Annotated in this window: 19 protein-coding genes; 13 read left to right on the top strand and 6 right to left on the bottom strand. The window is 66.6% G+C overall.

Going from position 1 to position 18,627, the window contains the following annotated elements:
- Window positions 1-133 precede the first annotated feature (133 nt).
- From gcvH to BIU82_RS04670, 6 genes are all read left to right on the top strand, one after another.
- On the top strand, window positions 134-517 hold the full coding sequence (gene gcvH, locus BIU82_RS04695) for a glycine cleavage system protein GcvH (RefSeq protein ID WP_070348313.1): 384 nt from the start codon (window positions 134-136) through the stop codon (window positions 515-517).
- Window positions 514-1,833, top strand: coding sequence for a serine hydroxymethyltransferase (glyA, locus tag BIU82_RS04690; protein ID WP_070348312.1), 1,320 nt, complete (start codon window positions 514-516; stop codon window positions 1,831-1,833). The genes gcvH and glyA overlap by 4 nt, the downstream gene beginning before the upstream one ends.
- 210 nt (window positions 1,834-2,043) lie before the next feature.
- Complete coding sequence (locus BIU82_RS04685) at window positions 2,044-3,459, top strand: L-serine ammonia-lyase (protein ID WP_070348311.1); 1,416 nt, start codon at window positions 2,044-2,046, stop codon at window positions 3,457-3,459.
- A gap of 71 nt (window positions 3,460-3,530) precedes the next feature.
- On the top strand, window positions 3,531-4,352 hold the full coding sequence (locus BIU82_RS04680) for a DNA/RNA non-specific endonuclease (RefSeq protein WP_070348356.1): 822 nt from the start codon (window positions 3,531-3,533) through the stop codon (window positions 4,350-4,352).
- A 59-nt stretch (window positions 4,353-4,411) separates the two neighbouring features.
- Window positions 4,412-5,485: a peptidoglycan bridge formation glycyltransferase FemA/FemB family protein gene (locus tag BIU82_RS04675; protein WP_070348310.1), complete on the top strand. Its 1,074-nt coding sequence runs from the start codon at window positions 4,412-4,414 to the stop codon at window positions 5,483-5,485.
- A 61-nt stretch (window positions 5,486-5,546) separates the two neighbouring features.
- On the top strand, window positions 5,547-7,064 hold the full coding sequence (locus tag BIU82_RS04670) for a threonine/serine exporter family protein (protein ID WP_070348309.1): 1,518 nt from the start codon (window positions 5,547-5,549) through the stop codon (window positions 7,062-7,064).
- A gap of 42 nt (window positions 7,065-7,106) precedes the next feature.
- On the opposite strand, the gene BIU82_RS04665 is transcribed toward BIU82_RS04670, so the two are convergent.
- A complete protein-coding gene (locus BIU82_RS04665; RefSeq protein WP_070348308.1) occupies window positions 7,107-7,949 on the bottom strand; it encodes a siderophore-interacting protein in 843 nt (280 codons plus the stop codon).
- Between the two features lie 44 nt (window positions 7,950-7,993).
- On the bottom strand, window positions 7,994-8,689 hold the full coding sequence (locus BIU82_RS04660; RefSeq protein ID WP_253182689.1) for a uracil-DNA glycosylase: 696 nt from the start codon (window positions 8,687-8,689) through the stop codon (window positions 7,994-7,996).
- Window positions 8,690-8,912: 223 nt separating this feature from the next.
- Here BIU82_RS04660 and BIU82_RS04655 point away from each other — a divergent pair, with 223 nt between their 5' ends.
- From BIU82_RS04655 to BIU82_RS04630, 6 genes are all read left to right on the top strand, one after another.
- Window positions 8,913-9,224, top strand: coding sequence for a DUF3263 domain-containing protein (locus tag BIU82_RS04655; RefSeq protein ID WP_070348306.1), 312 nt, complete (start codon window positions 8,913-8,915; stop codon window positions 9,222-9,224).
- Between the two features lie 61 nt (window positions 9,225-9,285).
- Window positions 9,286-9,900: a LytR C-terminal domain-containing protein gene (locus tag BIU82_RS04650; protein WP_070348305.1), complete on the top strand. Its 615-nt coding sequence runs from the start codon at window positions 9,286-9,288 to the stop codon at window positions 9,898-9,900.
- Between the two features lie 159 nt (window positions 9,901-10,059).
- Complete coding sequence (locus tag BIU82_RS04645) at window positions 10,060-10,263, top strand: cold-shock protein (protein WP_070348304.1); 204 nt, start codon at window positions 10,060-10,062, stop codon at window positions 10,261-10,263.
- Between the two features lie 8 nt (window positions 10,264-10,271).
- Window positions 10,272-11,585, top strand: coding sequence for an ABC transporter substrate-binding protein (locus tag BIU82_RS04640; RefSeq protein ID WP_070348303.1), 1,314 nt, complete (start codon window positions 10,272-10,274; stop codon window positions 11,583-11,585).
- Between the two features lie 308 nt (window positions 11,586-11,893).
- Entirely contained in the window at window positions 11,894-13,522 is a 1,629-nt protein-coding gene (groL, locus tag BIU82_RS04635) for a chaperonin GroEL (protein WP_070348302.1), read from the top strand.
- Between the two features lie 178 nt (window positions 13,523-13,700).
- Window positions 13,701-14,699 (top strand): ribonuclease HI family protein, encoded by a 999-nt coding sequence (locus tag BIU82_RS04630; protein ID WP_070348301.1) that lies wholly within the window; start codon window positions 13,701-13,703, stop codon window positions 14,697-14,699.
- Between the two features lie 94 nt (window positions 14,700-14,793).
- Here BIU82_RS04630 and BIU82_RS04625 read toward each other — a convergent pair whose 3' ends face one another.
- The 3 genes from BIU82_RS04625 to BIU82_RS04615 all read right to left on the bottom strand — a co-directional run bounded on the left by BIU82_RS04625 (window position 14,794) and on the right by BIU82_RS04615 (window position 17,427).
- A complete protein-coding gene (locus BIU82_RS04625) occupies window positions 14,794-15,084 on the bottom strand; it encodes a WXG100 family type VII secretion target (protein ID WP_070348300.1) in 291 nt (96 codons plus the stop codon).
- Window positions 15,085-15,235: 151 nt separating this feature from the next.
- Window positions 15,236-16,714 (bottom strand): HAMP domain-containing sensor histidine kinase, encoded by a 1,479-nt coding sequence (locus BIU82_RS04620; protein WP_171906495.1) that lies wholly within the window; start codon window positions 16,712-16,714, stop codon window positions 15,236-15,238.
- 2 nt (window positions 16,715-16,716) lie between these two features.
- Entirely contained in the window at window positions 16,717-17,427 is a 711-nt protein-coding gene (locus BIU82_RS04615; protein ID WP_070348299.1) for a response regulator transcription factor, read from the bottom strand.
- Between the two features lie 146 nt (window positions 17,428-17,573).
- On the opposite strand from BIU82_RS04615, the gene BIU82_RS04610 reads away from it, so the two are divergent.
- A complete protein-coding gene (locus BIU82_RS04610; RefSeq protein ID WP_070348298.1) occupies window positions 17,574-17,792 on the top strand; it encodes a hypothetical protein in 219 nt (72 codons plus the stop codon).
- Window positions 17,793-17,806: 14 nt separating this feature from the next.
- Here the strand turns inward: BIU82_RS04610 and BIU82_RS04605 are convergent, their stop codons facing one another.
- Entirely contained in the window at window positions 17,807-18,583 is a 777-nt protein-coding gene (locus tag BIU82_RS04605) for a LysE/ArgO family amino acid transporter (RefSeq protein WP_253182683.1), read from the bottom strand.
- Window positions 18,584-18,627 lie beyond the last annotated feature (44 nt).

Below are 18,627 nucleotides of genomic sequence, written 5' to 3'. Positions count from 1 at the left end.
GACAGGCCCGATCACCGGTAACAGACCCTGGTGGTTGAGCCCGTCGAAACCTTTGGATCTCGACAGGCTCGATCACCGACACAGCTCGATCACCGATACAGCTCGATCATCGATAACAGAAGGAACAAGAAACATGGCAAAGGTCGAAGCAGGACTCCAGTACTCCGAAGAACACGAGTGGGTGGCCCGCGAAGACGGCAACCTGGTCTCCGTAGGCATCTCCGCCGTGGCCACCGACGCCCTCGGCGACATCGTCTACGTTGACCTGCCCGAGGTCGGCTCCACCGTCACCGCAGGCGAGACCTGCGGCGAAGTCGAATCCACCAAGTCCGTCTCCGATCTGTACTCCCCGGTGACCGGCGAGGTCACGGAACTGAACTCCGCCGCCATCGATGACCCGGCCGTCATCAACGCCGACCCGTACGGCGCCGGCTGGCTCTTCAAGGTCGCTGCCGTGTCTGACGGCCCCCTGCTGTCCGCCGAGGAATACGCCGCCAAGAACGGTGGCGAACTGTGAGCACCGCAGCAGGAACCACCTTCGAACAGGTAGTGTCTCCGGCGCTCGACACAGTGCTGGCCGAACTGGACCCGGAAATCGCGGCGAAGATCGACGACGAACTGGGCCGCCAGCGCGGCGGCCTGGAAATGATCGCCTCGGAGAACCACACCGCCGTGGCCGTCATGCAGGCACAGGGTTCGGTGCTGACCAACAAGTACGCCGAGGGCTACCCGGGCAAGCGCTACTACGGTGGCTGTGAGCACGTGGACGTCATCGAGCAACTGGCCATCGACCGCGTCAAGGCGCTCTTCGGGGCCGAGTACGCGAACGTGCAGCCGCACTCCGGTGCGCAGGCCAACGCTTCGGTGATGCACGCGCTGATCAAGCCGGGTGACACCATCATGGGCCTGAACCTGGCCCACGGCGGCCACCTGACCCACGGCATGCGGATCAACTTCTCCGGCAAGCTGTACAACGTGGTGCCCTACGGCGTTCGCGAAGACACCCACACCGTGGACATGGCCGAGGTCGAGGCCCTGGCCTTGGAACACAAGCCGGCCTTGATCGTCGCGGGCTGGTCGGCGTACGCCCGCCAGCTGGACTTCGCCGAGTTCCGCCGCATCGCGGACCTCGTTGGCGCGTACCTGATGGTGGACATGGCGCATTTCGCCGGCCTGGTGGCAGCCGGGCTGCACCCGAGCCCGGTGCCGCACGCGCACGTTGTCAGCTCCACCACGCACAAGACCCTCGCCGGTCCGCGTGGCGGCATCATCCTGACGAACGACGCCGAGATCGCCAAGAAGATCAACAGCGCCGTTTTCCCGGGCCAGCAGGGTGGGCCGCTGGAGCACGTGATCGCCGGCAAGGCCGTGGCCTTCAAGATCGCCGCCTCGGAGGAGTTCAAGGAGCGCCAGGAACGTGTTCTGGCCGGTTCCCGGATCCTGGCCGAACGCCTGGTCCAGCCGGACGTCGCAGCCAAGGGCATCTCCGTGGTGTCCGGCGGCACCGATGTGCACCTGGTCCTTGTTGACCTGCGCAACTGCGAGCTGGACGGCCAGCAGGCCGAAGACCGCCTCGCCGCGATTGACATCACCGTCAACCGCAACGCGGTACCTTTCGACCCGCGCCCGCCGATGGTCACCTCCGGCCTGCGTATCGGCACCCCGGCGCTGGCCACCCGTGGTTTCGGCGAGGCGGCTTTCCGCGAAGTTGCCGATATCATCGCTGAGGCATTGATCGCCGACGCCGACGCGGACCTTTCGGGCCTGCGTCACCGCGTCGAGGTCCTCGCCGAAGCACACCCGTTGTACCCGGCTGTCAGCAACCTCGGCTGACACCACCCCTTCAAAGCCAACAGCATGCCGTTCCAAACGACGTGCTTGCTGGCAAACCGTTGGGGCCGGCATCCGGCAGCGGGCGTCCCCACCGTCCCCCTGGCTTCGCAAGCTCAGCCAGGGAACCCGGACGGTGTGGGCCCATTTCGCCCGCAGAGGATGCCGGTTTCAACGGCACCCCAGATGTAACACACCTAGTTAGGAACCGACATGGCTGTTGGCGTCTTTGACCTCTTTACCGTTGGCCTTGGACCCTCGAGCTCCCACACCGTGGGGCCGATGCGTGCCGCCGCGGTGTTCGCGGGCGAGCTGAAGGAGAGCGGTGTGCTTCCGCGCGTCGCGTCCCTGCGCGTGGACCTGTACGGCTCGCTTGCCGCCACCGGCCATGGGCACGGCACCATGACGGCCATCCTGCTGGGCCTTGAGGGGTATTACCCGGAGGTGATCCTGCCGGAGGAAGTGGAAGAGCGCTTGGCCGCCATTGCGGACACCGGCACGCTGCACCTGGCCGGTTCCCTGGATCCCGACGGCGGCGTCGCCCTGCCGTACGGCGTGTCCGATATGGTGCTGCGCCCCTTGACTGTGCTGCCGCGCCACACGAACGGCATGACGTTCACGGTCAGTGACGCCGACGGCGAGGTGCTGAGCACCGCTACCTTCTTCTCCGTGGGCGGCGGCTTCATCGTGCGCGAGGGCGAAGAGGAGAACGCCCAGAAGGAACTGGATGAGTCCAAGAAGGAACTCCCGCTGCCGTTCCGCACCGCCGCCGAGCTGCTGGGCCGCTGCGCTTCCAAGGGCCTGAGCATTTCCGAAATCATGCTCATCAATGAGCTCGCCTCCCGCTCCGAGGAGGAGATCCGTGAGGGCTTGCTGCACATCTGGTCCGTTATGGAAGGCTGCGTCGAAAAGTCGATCAAGCGCGAAGGCGTGCTTCCCGGCGGACTGAAGGTCCGCCGTCGGGCTCCCGACTGGCACGAACGCCTCCTCAAGGAGGACAAGGACAACGATCCCAAGTACTGGCAGGAATGGGTGAACCTGATCGCCCTGGCCGTGAACGAGGAGAACGCCTCCGGCGGCCGCGTGGTCACGGCACCCACCAACGGAGCGGCCGGCATCATCCCCGCCGTGCTCTATTACGCGCTGCATTTCGCCCCGGGCATGGACAAGGCCACCCAGGAGGACCGCGACGACGTCGTCGTGAAGTTCCTGCTCGCGGCCGGTGCCGTCGGTGTTCTCTACAAGGAACAGGCATCCATTTCCGGCGCCGAGGTGGGCTGCCAGGGCGAGGTCGGCTCGGCGTCGTCCATGGCCGCGGCCGGTTTGGCGGAGGTCATGGGCGGCACCCCGGCACAGGTGGAAAATGCCGCGGAAATCGCCATGGAACACAACCTCGGCCTGACGTGCGATCCCATCGGCGGCCTGGTGCAGATCCCGTGCATCGAGCGCAACGCGATCGCCGCGGCCAAGGCCATCAACGCCGCCAAGATGGCACTGTGGGGTGACGGCTCGCACCGGGTCTCCCTGGACGAGGTGATCGTGACCATGCGCGAAACCGGCAAGGACATGTCCCACAAGTACAAGGAAACCGCCATGGGCGGCCTGGCCGTCAACGTGGTGGAATGCTGATTCTCTTCGTCGCCTAAGCTTTGGTACCTGCCCCCTGTTTATTGTCAGGGGCGGGTGCCATGCTTTTTCCCATGAGCGGGGGATATGACAGCGGGTTCCTGCGGGCAGGCCTTGAACTGCCCGGTCCGTCGGTAGAGACGATTCTTCTGGACTACACACATTTCTCGGTGCGGCTGCGCCCGGACCGGAAGCTCGCCGCCATTGTCGGGGTGAACATCAACGGCAGGGAACTGGACCCGCTGGCGCGGGAAGGCACCTGGCATTTTGACCCCCGGGTGCCCAAGGAACAGCAGGCGGGCCCGGAGGTGTACAAGAACAACGCCTTCGACCGCGGCCACCTGGTGCGCCGGCTGGATCCGGTATGGGGCGATCCCGTCACCGCCAAGAAAGCCAACCAGGACACCTTCGCCTTCACCAACGCGGCGCCGCAGATCGATGACTTCAATCAGGGCAAGGAACTCTGGGTCGGGCTGGAGGACCATGTCCTGGGACACGCGGATACTTTCGATGCCCGGCTGAGCGTTTTCACCGGTCCGGTGTTCCGCGACGACGATCCTCCCTACCGCGGCGTGCAGGTACCGCGGAAGTTCTGGAAGATCGCCGCCTGGACCAATGATTCCGAACTCGGCGCCGTGGGTTTCCTGGTGGACCAGACCCCGCTCCTGGACAAGGTGGAGCTGGAGAAGCTCACCCGGAAGCGGTTGCTGGAGGATGAGCCGCCGCCGCTGGGCCCGTTCCGGACCTTCCAGGTTCCCATCCAGGACATCGCGGAGCTGACGGGCCTGTCGCTTGACGGCCTGGCCGACGCCGACCGCCTGGTCCGCGGCCAGCGCGCCCTGGGGGAGAAACCGGCAGCGGTGTTCCTGGAGAGTGCCACGCAGATCAGGTACTAACCAGCCGATAGACTTGTGGCTGCGCTTCTCCTGTACGCGACTGATTGGATACGGCCCCCTTGCGTGAATTTACCGCCCGCTTCGCCACCGCCGAGGAAATTGCCAACTGGGACGCCCTGGTCACCGCCAATCCGAACGGCGGAAACCTCCTGCAGTCCGAGGCCTTCGCCGAGGTGAAGCAGCACTACGGCTGGAAGCCCCTGCACCTGGTCTACGAAGGACCGGACTACACCAGCTACAACCTGGTCCTCGAAAAGTCCTTCCCGGTGCTGGGCAAGCTCTGGTACCTGATCAAGGGCCCGGACGTCGCAGAGGTTTCGGACATTGCGGGCATCGTCAAGGCCAACGCCGAGTTCGTGAAGCGCAGCAAGGCGGGCGTGTTCGCCATCAAGATCGAACCGGACATTGTGCTCAGCGATGAGAGCCGGGCAGCCATCGAGGCCACGGGACTGGTGAAGACTCCCAACCTGCAGCCGAACGACTCCACCGCGCTCCTGGACATTTCCCCGGACGAACAGCCGTTGCTGCGCACCCTCCATTCCCGTGGCCGCAATGCGGTGCGCCGGGCCATCCGCGAAGGCGTGGAGGTCCTGAACATGGACCCCACGGAGGAAAACTTCCGCGCCATGTACGGGCTGATGACCAACACCGTTGAAGCGAAGTCCCAGGTGCGGGTCCGCGAATTCGACTACTACCGCCAGTTCTGGACGGCCTTCATCAAGCGCGGCCAAGGCCGGCTGCTGTTCGTCTACGAAAACGGCGTCCCGTCCGTGGGCGCCTTCGTGATCAACTACGGCCGCAAGGGCACTTACAAGGACGGCGGATCCCTTCAGAAGCGCGGTCAGTACGGCGACTCGCACCTGGTCCAGTGGACCGCCATCAACCAAGTCAAGGAGCTCGGCTGCACTGAATACGATTTCTGCGGCACCCCGCCCGCGGACAAGGTCAAGGACACCAGCCACCCCTTCCATGGCCTGGGCTTGTTCAAGACCAGTTTCAGCAAAACCGTCACGGACTTCGTGGGCTGCTATGACCAGGTGCTCAGCCCGCTGAAGTACAAGCTCTGGACCGTGGCGGGGGAGCGGATCGCCCGGCAGCTCTACACGCGCCGGACCGGGCAGCAGTTCTACTAGAATCGCAGCAGCAGCTGCTGTGAACCCGCCTGACGGCCGCACGGACTGGAGGAAAACCCGCGTGACCGACCGCCCCGGACACCACCCGGAAACTGGGAAGCAGCCGGACGGAAGCAGCCGGCCGCACACGGACGGGCTGCCGAAGACCCAGCCGATCCGTCCTTCGCAGGTCCAACAGAACATCAATGCGCGGCGGATGCTCCGGCGCCTTGTCCAGGGCGAGAACCCGCCCACGGCTCCACTCAGCATTGTCGACCGCCTGGCCGGCAGCCCTTATGCGAATCCCACCATCCAGGTGGGCGGGGTGGACGAGTCCGCCCGGAAGACCGTCGACTTCGCCCTGCACCTGGCCGAAACCATGTTCCGTTACGGAGCAGGAGCCCTTGAGGTGGAGACGAGCATCATTGCCGTCACCGCTTCCCTCGGCCTCAAGCACATCGAGGTGGACATCACCAACCAGTCGGTGGCCATCAACTATTCGCCCAAGGAACAGACCCCGGTCACCCTCATCCGGGTCGTCCGCTCCTGGACGAACAACTACGCCGGCCTGGCCCAGGTGCACCAGTTGGTCACCGACATCGTGGCCGGCGGCGTGGGCCGTGATGAGGCAGTCCGCCGCCTCAACGAGATCATCCGGCGCAGCAAGCCCTTCCCGCGGTGGATGGTCACGGTGGCCTTCGGGGTGTTTGCCGCGGCTTTTGTCGGCGTGCTGGGCGGCGGTCCGGGCGCTTCAGCGCTGGCTTTCGTTTCGAACCTCCTGGTCAGCCTCCTGGCCCGGCAACTGGGCCGCTGGCGCACCCCGGACTTCTACGTGACCATGGCCTGCGCCTTCCTGGTGACGTTCATCGCGCTGATGCTGCGCTGGGCCGGCGCGGACATCGCTCCGGCGATCGTGGTGGCCGGTGGCATCCTCCTTCTCCTGCCCACCGGGCGCCTGGTCTCCTCGGTGCAGGACGCCATCAACGGCTTCCCTGTGACGGCGGCCGGCCGCTTCCTGTCCACCATCCTGACCTTCGGCGCCATCGTGGCCGGCATCGCCATCGCCCTGGTGCTGGGAGACCGCCTCGGCAGCGAAGCCATCAACGTCACCCAAACCTTCCCGGACGCCTATCCGCTGTGGGCGCAGGCGATCCTCATCGGCGTCGCGGTACTGGCGATCGGCGTCACCGAACAGACACAGCTCAAGCTGCTGTTCCCGACGGCGGCCGTCGGCCTGGTGGGATTTTTCGTCCTGTGGGGTGCCACGACGCTCGGCTTTGGCAGCAGGCTTTCGCCGGCCCTTTCCGCTGTGGTGATCGGCCTGTTGGCACGGATCGTGGCTTTGCGGCTGGGAGCTCCCCAGCTGGTGGTGGCCGTTCCCGCGGCCCTGATCCTGCTGCCGGGCCTCACCATATTCCGCTCCATGTATGTTTTGACGATCGAGGAAGCGGACATCCTGGCCGGTTTCGGCGGCATGCTCAACGCCGGCGCGATAGTCCTCGCGACGGCGGCCGGCATCGTCCTGGGCGACAACCTCGCACGCCCCATGACCAAGAACCTCGCCAGCAACGAACGCCGCCGCATCCGCCGTCGCCGCTAGGCCGAAGGCAGCTGCCCGCCGCCTCCGTGCGTGCCGGAACGGCTAGAGGATCTGGCCGATCGGCAGTTTCTTCTCGGCCTGGAACTGGTCCTCCACCCGGCCTTGCGCCCAATACCCGGACAGCGAGACCTGGCTGCGTTCCAGTCCATGCTCGCGGAAGAATATGTCGCGCAGCCCCTTCATGTAGCCGCGCTCTCCGTGGGCGAAGACGTGCACCCGGCCCGGCGGCCAGGCGGCATCGCGCACGGCGTCCACCAGCAGGGTGCCGGAGCCGGCAGGAGCGCCGTCGCGGAAGAGCCAGGACACTTCGACGCCGGCCGGAGCCTGGATCTCCAGGACATCCCTGGCGCTGTCCACTTCCAGGAACGCCAGCCCGCGGGCGTCCGCCGGAAGGGATTCGATCGAGGCCGCGATGGCCGGCAGCGCGGCGTCGTCGCCGGCGAACAGGTGCCAGCCAGCGTCGGGATCAGGGTTGTAGGCGCCGCCGGGCCCGGTGAACACCAGGCTGTCGCCGGGGCGGGCGCGCAGGGCCCACGGACCGGCCAGGCCCTCGTCGCCGTGGACCACGAAGTCGATGGCGAGTTCCTGTGCCGCCTCGTCCACCCAGCGCACCGTGTAGGTGCGGGTGTAGGGCCACAGCTCGCGGGGCATGGTCTCGCGGATGGCCCAGAGGTCCAGGGGCTCGGGGTAGTCCACGCCCGGCTGCGGGAAGACGATCTTCACGTAGCGATCCACGAATGCGTTGTTCGAGTACGCGGCAAAGCCGGGGCCGCCGGCGACCACGCGGACCATGTGCGGGGACAGCTGTTCCGTGCGGAGCACGTCGAGGTGTACCTGGGGACGGCTGGTGCGGTTGGCGGAGGAGGTTGCCGGCAGGATGCTCATAAGGCAAGCCTAAGCTGTCCCGGGCCCGCGGGCTTGGGGCGGCCTTAGACGGTCGGCGGCAGTTCCCAGTTCACGGGCGACGCCCCTTGTTCCACGAGCAGCTCGTTCGCCCGGCTGAAGGGCCGCGAACCAAAGAAGCCGCGGGACGCGGACAGCGGGCTGGGGTGCGCGGACGAGATCGACGGCGTGCCGTCGAGCAGCGGGCGCATCGCCTCGGCGTCCTTGCCCCAGAGAATGGCGACGAGCGGCTTCCGCTTCCCGTCCGCTGTCCGGCGGCCGACGACGGCGGTGACTGCTGCCGTCGTGATGGCCTCCCAGCCTTTCCCGCGGTGGGACCCCGCAGCCCCGGCGGCGACGCTCAGCACGCGGTTCAGCAGCAGGACGCCTTCGCGGCTCCAGGCTCCGAGGTCTCCGTGGGTCCGCGGGGGCAGGCCGAGGTCGGACTCCAACTCGCGGTAGATGTTCGCGAGGCTGCGCGGAATGGGGCGGGTGTGTCCCGAGACGGCGAAGGAGAGGCCGATGGGATGTCCAGGCGTGGGGTACGGATCCTGGCCCACGATGAGGACTTTGACGTCGGCCAGTGGCTGCCGGAATGCCCGGAGCAGGTCCGCGGCGGCCGGCAGTACCTGGACGCCGCGGGAGCATTCCGCCGCGACGAATTCCAGGACTGAGCGCAGTTCCGCCTCCACGCCCGCCAGTGCCGCAGCCCAGTCCGGGGCGAGCAGGCTGTCCAAAGGCAGGCCGCAGAGTTCTTCGTACTCCGCCGCACCGCCCCCGGTCTCGAGGTCAAAGAGCGTTCCTTCGCTTTCCACGGCTCCATTCTTCCCGGGACAGCTCCGCAGGCGAAACGGCAAGACAAATGACACTGCTGTTATTTGCCCGATACCATAGGGGAGGATTGTCCAGGCGAAAGCCGGTACTGGTGAAGGAGAGTGTGTCGTGGCAGAGCCCGCGCAGGAACCCATGGCGCCCGGACCTGGCGGATGGGCCCCGGAGGAACTGGCTGCGGAAGTGCGCAGCGATTCCCCGCTCGGCGCCCGCGAGCAGCAGATGCTCGCCCTGGAACGCCAATGGTGGAAGTACGCCGGCGCCAAGGAACAAGCCATCCGGGAACTTTTCGACCTCTCGGCGACGCACTACTACCAGTTGCTCAACGCGCTCATCGACTCCGAGGATGCGCTGGCCCACGATCCCATGCTCGTGAAGAGATTGCGTAGACTACGTACGTCACGTCAGCGGGCCCGCACGGCCCGCCGCCTCGGATCCGACGCCTGAGCCACCGCCGCTTGGGTACAGGGCTGATTCCCGCAGCAAGCAGCAAGGACACCGCTTCATCATGACCAAATTCGCCCGCGACGAATTCGACCGTGTGCCGCAGAACCCCTCGCGGCAGGGCGTCCACCGTGTAGTGACCACAGCCTCCCGTCCGGTGTTGTGGCCCGTCCTCGTCCTGGGCGCCGTGGCACTGGTGGTGGGCCTGGCGGCCTTCCTCTTCCTGCCCAAGCCCGCGCCCTCCGCCTTGGACGGCAAGAACGCCAGCCAGCAGAACGTCACGCAGGAGAGCCAGGCGCCTTCGCCATCCGCGAAGACCACTCCGAGCACCAGCCCGAGCGCTTCCCCGAGCGCCACTCCGACGCCGACGCCGACTCCAACCCCCACGCCGAGCACCGCCGCCGTGGACAAAGCTTCCCCGGTGGCCGTCTACAACGGTGCCGGCGTCGCCGGCCTGGCGGCACGGGTGTCCACCACGGTCCAGAATGACGGCTGGGTGCCGTCCGAGGTCGGCAACTGGCAGGGCGCCCCGCAGCAGACGTCCGTCATCTTCTACAACGGCGCCGCGCAGGAAGGCAACGCCGAGGCCCTCGGTCAGCTCCTCGGAATTACCGAGATCCGCGAGTCCGCCGATTACACAGTGCCGCTCGTCGTCGTCCTGGGCCCCGGCTACAACTGACCGCAGCCATAGGGCGGCCGGCTCCCCGGTTACGCCTGAATAACATTGCTTCCCCACGCCGTCCCGGCGCCTCCGGGTGACGGTGACCTTCGTTACAGTAGTTTGAAGCCGCCCGGAGATCCCGGCGACGGCACGCACAGACTGAAAAGAGTGGGGAACATGGCTCTGGGAACCGTCAAATGGTTCAACGCCGAAAAGGGATACGGCTTCATCACCGTCGATGAATCCGGCGACGACGTCTTCGTCCACTGGTCCGCTATCCAGATGGACGGTTTCCGCGCCCTGGAAGAGGGCCAGCGGGTGGAATTCGAACTTGGCGAAGGCCAGAAGGGGCCGCAGGCAGAGAGCGTCCGGCTGGTCTAGTGCGCTCAATGTTCCGCCGGCTTCCGGCAGCCCGCCGCGGCGTGTGGGCCGCGGCCCTCGTGCCGGCACTTCTGCTTGGCGTCCAGGCGTGCGCCGCTCCGTCCGGGAACGCCCGGCTGGATTCCGTGGAAGCCAGCGGGGACGGAGCGCTCAGGATCGGCCTGATCCTGGACAACGCGGGCGACTCCGCCTTCCTGAATGCATCGCAGCTGGCTGCCGCCAAGCTGGCGGTTGAACAGATCAATGCCGCGGGCGGGCACAAAGGCCGCACCGTGGAGCTTCTGCCCGAAGGGGCGGCCGCGGATGCGGCGGAGTTCGGCCGCGACACCGGTGCGCAGGCGCGTTCGCTGCTCGAGGCGGGTGCCGACGTCGTGATCGGACCGAGCGATTCCAGCCACGCGCCGGCCGCGATCGATGTCCTGTCCCGCGCGAAGGTTCCGGTGATCTCGCCGGCCAACACGGCTACGGCCCTGAGCAGCTACAAGAGCGGCGGCTACTACTTCCGCACCGCGGCAGCCGACTCCGCACAAGGCAGCGTGCTGGCCAAGCTGGCGCAGGACGGCGGCGCCAAGCGCCTTGCCGTCCTGCACGAAAACAGCGACTACGGCGCGCAGGTGTCCGGCGCCGTGGCGGATGCCGCCACGCGGATGGGCATGGAAGTCGTTCCCGCGGCGGGCTTCGCCGAGGGCAAGGCGGGGGACGCGGTGGCGAAGCTCAAAGAAGCGGCGCCTGACGCCGTCGTTGTCCTGGCCAGGAAAGGCGCCCAAGGCGCCCTCGCGGAACTGCTCAACGCGGGCATCTCCGGCAAGAAACTGATCCTCGCCGACGGTGCCATCCGCCAGTACGGCAGCGAGTTGGGCGCCGGTGGACTTGACGGCGCGCGCGGCGTGCTGCCCGGCGTCTTCCCCGGGACCGACTTCCAGAGCGAACTGGTGGGCATCGACCCTGAGCTGAAGGACATGACGTTCGCCGCCGAAACTTTCGACGCCGTGAACCTCGCGGCGGTCGCGGCCGCCGCAGCGGAGGACGACGCCGGAGCCTCCATCGCGGCATGGCTCACCACGGTCTCCGGCGGGGTGCTGCCCCAGGATTCCTCCGTGGAGGAACGGACGCCATGCGGCAGCTACGGGGAATGCACGGAGCTCCTGAAAGCGGGCAAGGCTCCGGACTATGACGGGGAATCGGGGACGATCGCGTTCGACGCCAACGGCGATGTCACCTCGGCGAACTACATGGTGTTCAGCTACGGACCGGACAACACCGCGACGGTGGACGGCAAGGAAACCGCCACGCGTTCGCTGCCCGAGCGCTCGGCCGCCTGAGCCGATCTCCGGCCCGCTGCTTCACCGCTGGCGAACACAGGCCGGTGCAGCGCTTCAGCGTTGGCCTTCTGCTTGCACTCTCCACGGGTGAGTGCTAATTATTGACTTAGCACTCACTGGCATCGACTGCTAATCCTCTGACGGCTCCGGCCATCGGGGGAGGCGTGGTCGCCAGGAGATCAAGAAAACCCTGCCGGGGTGAGGCCGGGACTGCGCGGCATACAGAGGCCGCAAGGAAACGGCCGTCCGTCGCGGGCACCGCAGCAGGGCTCCTTCTTAACGACTGTCCCGAAAGGACTACCGCCGTTATGGCCAAGATCATTGCATTTGATGAAGAGGCACGCCGCGGTCTCGAGCGGGGTCTGAACACCCTCGCCGACGCCGTCAAGGTCACCCTCGGCCCGCGTGGCCGCAACGTTGTCCTGGAAAAGAAGTGGGGCGCCCCTACGATCACCAACGACGGCGTTTCCATCGCCAAGGAGATCGAACTCGACGACCCGTACGAGAAGATCGGCGCCGAGCTCGTCAAGGAAGTTGCCAAGAAGACTGACGACGTCGCAGGCGACGGCACCACCACGGCTACCGTGCTGGCCCAGGCCCTGGTCAAGGAAGGCCTGCGCAACGTTGCCGCCGGTGCCGACCCGCTGTCCCTCAAGCGCGGCATCGAGAAGGCCGTTGACGCCGTCATCGCCGAACTGCTGAACTCCGCCAAGGAGATCGAGACCAAGGAAGAAATCGCCGCCACCGCGTCGATCTCCGCCGGCGACTCCGAAATCGGCAGCCTCATCGCCGAAGCCTTGGACAAGGTCGGCAAGGAAGGTGTCATCACCGTCGAGGAGTCCAACACCTTCGGCCTGGAGCTTGAGCTCACCGAGGGCATGCGCTTCGACAAGGGTTACATCTCCGCTTACTTCGTCACCGACGCAGAGCGCCAGGAAACGGTCCTCGAAGACCCGTACATCCTGATCGTCAACTCCAAGATCTCCAACGTGAAGGAACTCGTCACGGTCCTGGAGAAGGTCATGCAGTCCAACAAGCCGCTGCTGATCATCGCCGAAGACATCGAGGGCGAGGCCCTGGCCACCCTGATCGTCAACAAGATCCGTGGCACCTTCAAGTCCGTTGCCGTCAAGGCTCCGGGCTTCGGTGACCGCCGCAAGGCCCAGCTCGCCGACATCGCCATCCTCACCGGTGGCCAGGTCATCTCCTCCGAGGTCGGCCTCTCCCTGGAGAACGCCAGCCTCGAACTGCTGGGCCAGGCCCGCAAGGTTGTCGTCACCAAGGACGAGACCACCATCGTCGAAGGTGCAGGCGACGCCGAGCAGATCGCCGGCCGCGTGGCCCAGATCCGTGCCGAGATCGAGAACTCCGATTCCGACTACGACCGCGAGAAGCTGCAGGAGCGCCTGGCCAAGCTGGCCGGCGGTGTTGCAGTCATCAAGGCCGGTGCCGCAACCGAGGTTGAGCTCAAGGAACGCAAGCACCGCATCGAGGACGCCGTCCGCAACGCGAAGGCTGCCGTTGAAGAAGGCATCGTCGCCGGTGGTGGCGTTGCCCTCATCCAGGCCGGTGCGAAGGCATTCGCCAACCTGCAGCTCGAAGGCGACGAAGCAACCGGTGCGAACATCGTCCGCGTTGCCATCGACGCCCCGCTGAAGCAGATCGCCTTCAACGCAGGCCTCGAGCCGGGCGTTGTGGTGGACAAGGTCCGCGGCCTGCCTTCCGGCCACGGCCTGAACGCCGCCACCTCGGTCTACGAAGACCTGCTGGCTGCCGGCGTGAACGACCCGGTCAAGGTGACCCGCTCTGCCCTGCAGAACGCTGCCTCCATCGCCGGTCTGTTCCTGACCACCGAGGCCGTCGTTGCCGACAAGCCTGAGAAGGCTGCCCCGGCCGGCCCCGGCGCCGACGAGATGGGCGGCATGGGCGGCTTCTAAGCCCCATTCCTCCCGGCTCATCCGCGGATAGCTAACGACGACGGCGGTCTCCACTTTGGTGGGGGCCGCCGTCGGCGTTTCCCCGGCTGAGTCTTTCCGGGCTTTGCTTCTTCGGCTCGCCCGCCCGGGCCGCGGTCAGTGGCCTGCGTTGTCAGGGCTCTCTGGCAGGATTGAAAGCATGACGATTATTGCTGCCGCCGACGGCTCCGCCCTCGGCAATCCCGGCCCCGCGGGCTGGGCCTGGTATGTTGACGACTCCTGCTGGCAAGCAGGGGGCTGGCCGCACGGCACCAACAACCAAGGCGAACTCATGGCGGTGCTGGACCTCTTCAAGTCCACTGCCCACCTGCCCCACGAGGACCTCCGGATCCTCTGCGACAGCCAATACGTCATCAACTGCATCACCAAGTGGATGCCGGGCTGGAAGCGGAAGGGCTGGCGCAAGGCCGACGGCAAGCCGGTCCTCAACGTCGACCTGCTGAAGGAAATCGACCAGGCCATCGCCGGCCGCAAGTACACCTTCGAATGGGTCAAGGGCCACGCAGGCCACGATCTCAATGAGGCCGCTGACGAGCGTGCCCGTGCCGTTGCCCTGGCCTACCAGCAAGGAACCGCCGCGCCAGTCGGTCCGGGGTTCCCCGGCGCCCTGCAGGCGGTTGCGGCAGGTCCGGCCACGCCAGGCGTTGCGGCTCCCGCAGCCCCGGCCGGCCAACCGGTCCAGCCGGCGCCCGCGGCTTCACGTTTGCTCGCTGAGCCCGCGCTCTTCGGTGAATCCGGCATTTTCGGCCAGGCGGATCTGTTCAGCGAACTCGACGACGAAATCCGTCCGGGCGGGATTCCTGCCGAGGACGTGGTGCTTGAGCTTGAACGGGAATTGCTTCGCCCCGATGTCCGGGCAGACATCGGCAGGGTTGGTGTGCTGTTGCACCCCGACTTCGCCGAAATCGGCAGCTCCGGCCGCTACTGGACCCGGGACGCCATGCTGATGGCCCTTGAGGAAAACCCGGGCGAAGCGGTCGTGCTCGAACCCCTCAGCGCTGACCGGCTCAGCGACACGTCCATCCTGCTCACCTACCGCACCGTGGCACGCTCGGGGACCGCACTCCGCAGTTCGTTGTGGGTGCTTGACCGGGACCAGTGGCGGCTCCGCTTCCACCAAGGCACACCCGAAAAGTAGGCCGGCGGCCTGAACAGAGCGTCCCTGAACAGAGCGTCCGCGGTCCGGCCTGGGGGAGAGCCGGACTGCGGACGCCTGGCCTAGCGGCTGTGCCCTAGAAGCTGAACCTGCGGGCGTTTCCCTCCTCGGTGTGGGCGTAGCTCGTGGCGGTCGTGGCAAGGGCGAGGTTGATGGAGGCCAGTGACGCTTCCACCTTGGCCTGCGTCAGTGCCCACTCCGCCATGATGGCCTGGAACTGGGCGGCGGCGGCGCCGGTCCATGTGCCTTCGAGTTCGGCGAGGCCCATTTTCATGGCCTGCACGTCAGCCCTGATGCGTTCGCTGGTGGACGTCATGCTGCCCGACTTCAGGTGGAGCAGTTCGGTATCGACGGAAATGACACTCATGGTGTTGCCTTTCGACTCTGGCGGGTCCGCTGCTGCGGCTTGCTGTGGTCCACGCCAACGAGCCTAGGAAGGGCCACGCAACAGCGGCCAGAGCCGGGTGTCCGTATGTGGAAACCCAACGTATGTGGAAACCCAACGTATCCGGAGAGCGTCAGGACGCGGCCGTGGCGCCGGCAGCGTCGCGGCCGGGGACGGACAGCCCGTCCCGCTTGGGGAGGCTGACCACCAGGGTGGCGCCGCCGCCGTCGGTGTCTTCCACCCGTACCGTGCCGCCGTGCGAGGCGATGATCGCCGAGACGATCGCCAGCCCGAGTCCGCTTCCGCCCGTTTCCCGGGTGCGGGAAGTATCCGCGCGGTAGAAGCGTTCGAAGATCCGCGACCTCTCCTCCACAGGAACGCCCGTGCCGTGGTCGCGCACTTCCAGGACCGAAACTTCACCGGCGTCCGTGCTGCGGACTCCGACTCCGATCTCCACGGGGGTGCCTTCCGGCGTGTAGCGCAGGGCATTGCCCACCAGATTGCCGAGCACCTGGCGCAGCTTCGCTTCGTCGCCGAGCACGGGGGCTGCCGTGGCCGGATGCCCGTCGATGCCGGTCAGGGAGAAGGCCCTGCCGGGGGAGTTGGCCAGTGAATCCACCACGGCGTCATTGGCCAGCAGCCGCAGGTCCACCGGGTTGAGCTGCAGGGGCCGCTGTTCGTCGAGGCGGGCGAGCATCAGCAGGTCTTCCACCATGGATCCCATGCGCTTGGCTTCACTTTCGATCCGGCCCATTGCGGTCCCCACGTCTTCCGGTGTGGCGAGGGCGCCGTGCCGGTACAGCTCGGAGAAGCCTCGGATGGTGACGAGCGGGGTGCGCAGTTCATGGGAGGCGTCCGCGGCGAAGCGCCGCATCCGGGCTTCGGAGGCGGCTCGCGCCGCGAAGGAGGCCTCGATATGCGCCAGCATTGCGTTCAGGGAGGCGCTCAGCCGGCCCACCTCGGTGGCCGGGTTTTCGATGTCCACGCGGCGCGAGAGGTCGCCGGCGGCGATGGCGGCGGCGGTCTTCTCCACGCGGCCCAGTGGCCGGAAGGAACGGCCTACCGTCCAGGTGGCGATGAAGAATGCCAGGACCAGGGTCAGCAGGCCCACTCCGACCACCACCAGTGTGGCGTGCTCCATGACCTTGTCCACCGGTGTGAGCGGCAGGCCGACGGTCACCACCGCGTTTTGGCCGGTACTGGTGTCCAGGACGACGACCGCCACGACGCGCCAGTTCTTGCCGTCCGTGCCGCGTACCTGGAACGGCTCCAGCCCGTAGCTGTGGGCAGCGTCCGGCGAGATCGAATCGATCTCGGGATGGTTCTTCTTGTCTCCGCCGAACACGTAGGACGGCGCCCCCGGCGTGAAGAGCATGAGCGAATAGTCGGTGGGGACGACGTCCGGGTTCCGCTCGGAGAGCTTGTCGAAGGAACGCTGCTGCCGTGCCAGTTCGACGGCGGCCTGCAGCTTGTCATCCACCTGGTCCTGCAGGTAGCTGCGCACCAGGGTCAGGGTTCCGGCCCCCGTGGCGGCCAGCGCGAGCAGCAGCAGGCCCATGATGATGGCGACAAGCTGCGACTTCAGGGAGGCCGACTTCCAACGATCGCTCAAGGTCAGCGCTTCTCCGCCGTCCGCAGCACGTAGCCTACGCCGCGCTTGGTCTGGATAAGGGCAGCCGAATCAGGATCGATGTCCACCTTGCGGCGCAGGTACGAGATGTATGACTCCACGATCGAGGCATCGCCGTTGAAGTCGTACTCCCACACGTGGTCCAGGATCTGGGCCTTGGAGAGCACCCGGTTCGGGTTCAGCATGAGGTAGCGCAGCAGCTTGAACTCCGTGGGTGACAGCTCGATCACGGTACCGCCGCGGCGCACTTCATGGGCGTCGTCGTCGAGCTCCAGGTCATCCACGCGGATCACGGCATCGTCGTCCTCGAGCGGCTGCGTGCGCCGCAGGACCGCGCGGATGCGGGCTACCACCTCGTCCAGGCTGAAGGGCTTGGTGACGTAGTCATCGCCGCCCACGGTGAGGCCCGTGACTTTGTCTTCGGTGTCATCCTTGGCGGTGAGGAACAGGACCGGGAAGTGCTTCCCGGCCGCGCGCAGGCGGCGCGTGACAGTGAAGCCGTCCATGTCCGGGAGCATGACGTCCAGGACCACGAGGTCGGGGGAGTGCTGTTCGACGGCGGCCAGCGCCTCGCGTCCGTTGGCTGCGGCGACGACGTCAAAACCGGCGAACCGCAGCGAAGTGGAGAGCAGCTCGCGGATATTGGGTTCGTCATCGACAACGAGGAGTTTGGCTTCGGGACCGTTCTTCTTCATGCCATTCATGATCCTCCCAGATACTGTGAGTTGGCTGGAAGGTTGTTGTGAGGAACATCCAGGCCGGTCGGCCGTCCAGGCTGCGGAATGCGGACACGCCGCCGCCTCGAAGGAAAAATGTCAGTGCCCGGTTCCACACTGGAGTCATGGCAGAGAACACAGCATTGACAGGCACCACAACCCTTTCGGACGCCACCGAATACCACGTGCATTACCTCGACGCCGAGTCCGGCAAGCTGGGTCACGAAACGTTCGCGCTCCTGGCGGAGGCCGAACGCTTCGCAGATTCCAAGCTCGTCTCCGCGGATTGCTGGGCCACGGTCGACGCCGTTCCGGCGATGGGCGAGGGACGCGCGGCGGCCTGAATCCGGTGGGTGTATCAGGCACCTAACGCGAGGGTGACGGCGAGGGCAACCATCGTGGCGGCGATGATGCCGTCGAGCACCCGCCAGGATGCGGGCCGGGCGAAGAAGCCGCGCAGCAGCCGCGCTCCGAAACCCAGGGCCGAGAACCACAGCACGCTCCCGAGCACGGCGCCCGCACCGAACCACCATTGCAGGCCGCTGCCCTGCGAGTTGGCCACCGAGCCAAGCAGCACCACTGTGTCCAGGTAGACGTGGGGGTTCAGCCACGTCAGGGCCAGGATCGTCGCCACGGTGGCGGCGAGGCCGGCGGGCCGTGAGCCTGATGCCGGGCGCGGTGCTGTCTTGGGCCGCGTCGCGAGCGCGCTTGGCGCAGCAGATTCCTCCATGGCTGTTCCGGAGGAAGCGGCGCCCGCTCGCGTTCCAGACGATCCGGCCCCGGGAAGTCCCGCACTGGAACCTTCCCCGCCGGCCGGCGTCGGGAGCAATGCGGCATGCGGCCGGAGGGCACGCCGCGCGGCCATTACCCCGTAGCAGAACAGGAACGCGGCGCCGAGATAGCGGACCACCACCACGACTCCGGGCGCCGAGCTGACCAGGCTGCCCATCCCGGCGACTCCGGCTGCGATGAGGACGGCGTCCGAGGCCGCGCAGACCAGGACCACGGCGGCAACGTGCCGGCCGAGCAAACCTTGACGCAGGACGAAGGCGTTCTGTGCTCCGATGGCCACGATGAGGGCGAGGCCTGTTCCCAGGCCCAGGACGAGTGCATGAATGATTCCGCTGATTTCCACAGCATCGACGCTACGGGCGCCAATGAACTTAGACCAGCTAAATA

This window comes from Arthrobacter sp. SW1, assembly GCF_001766675.1.
In the GTDB taxonomy this organism is placed as follows: Bacteria; Actinomycetota; Actinomycetes; order Actinomycetales; family Micrococcaceae; genus Arthrobacter.
This window is presented reverse-complemented; position numbering and strand designations above follow the sequence as displayed.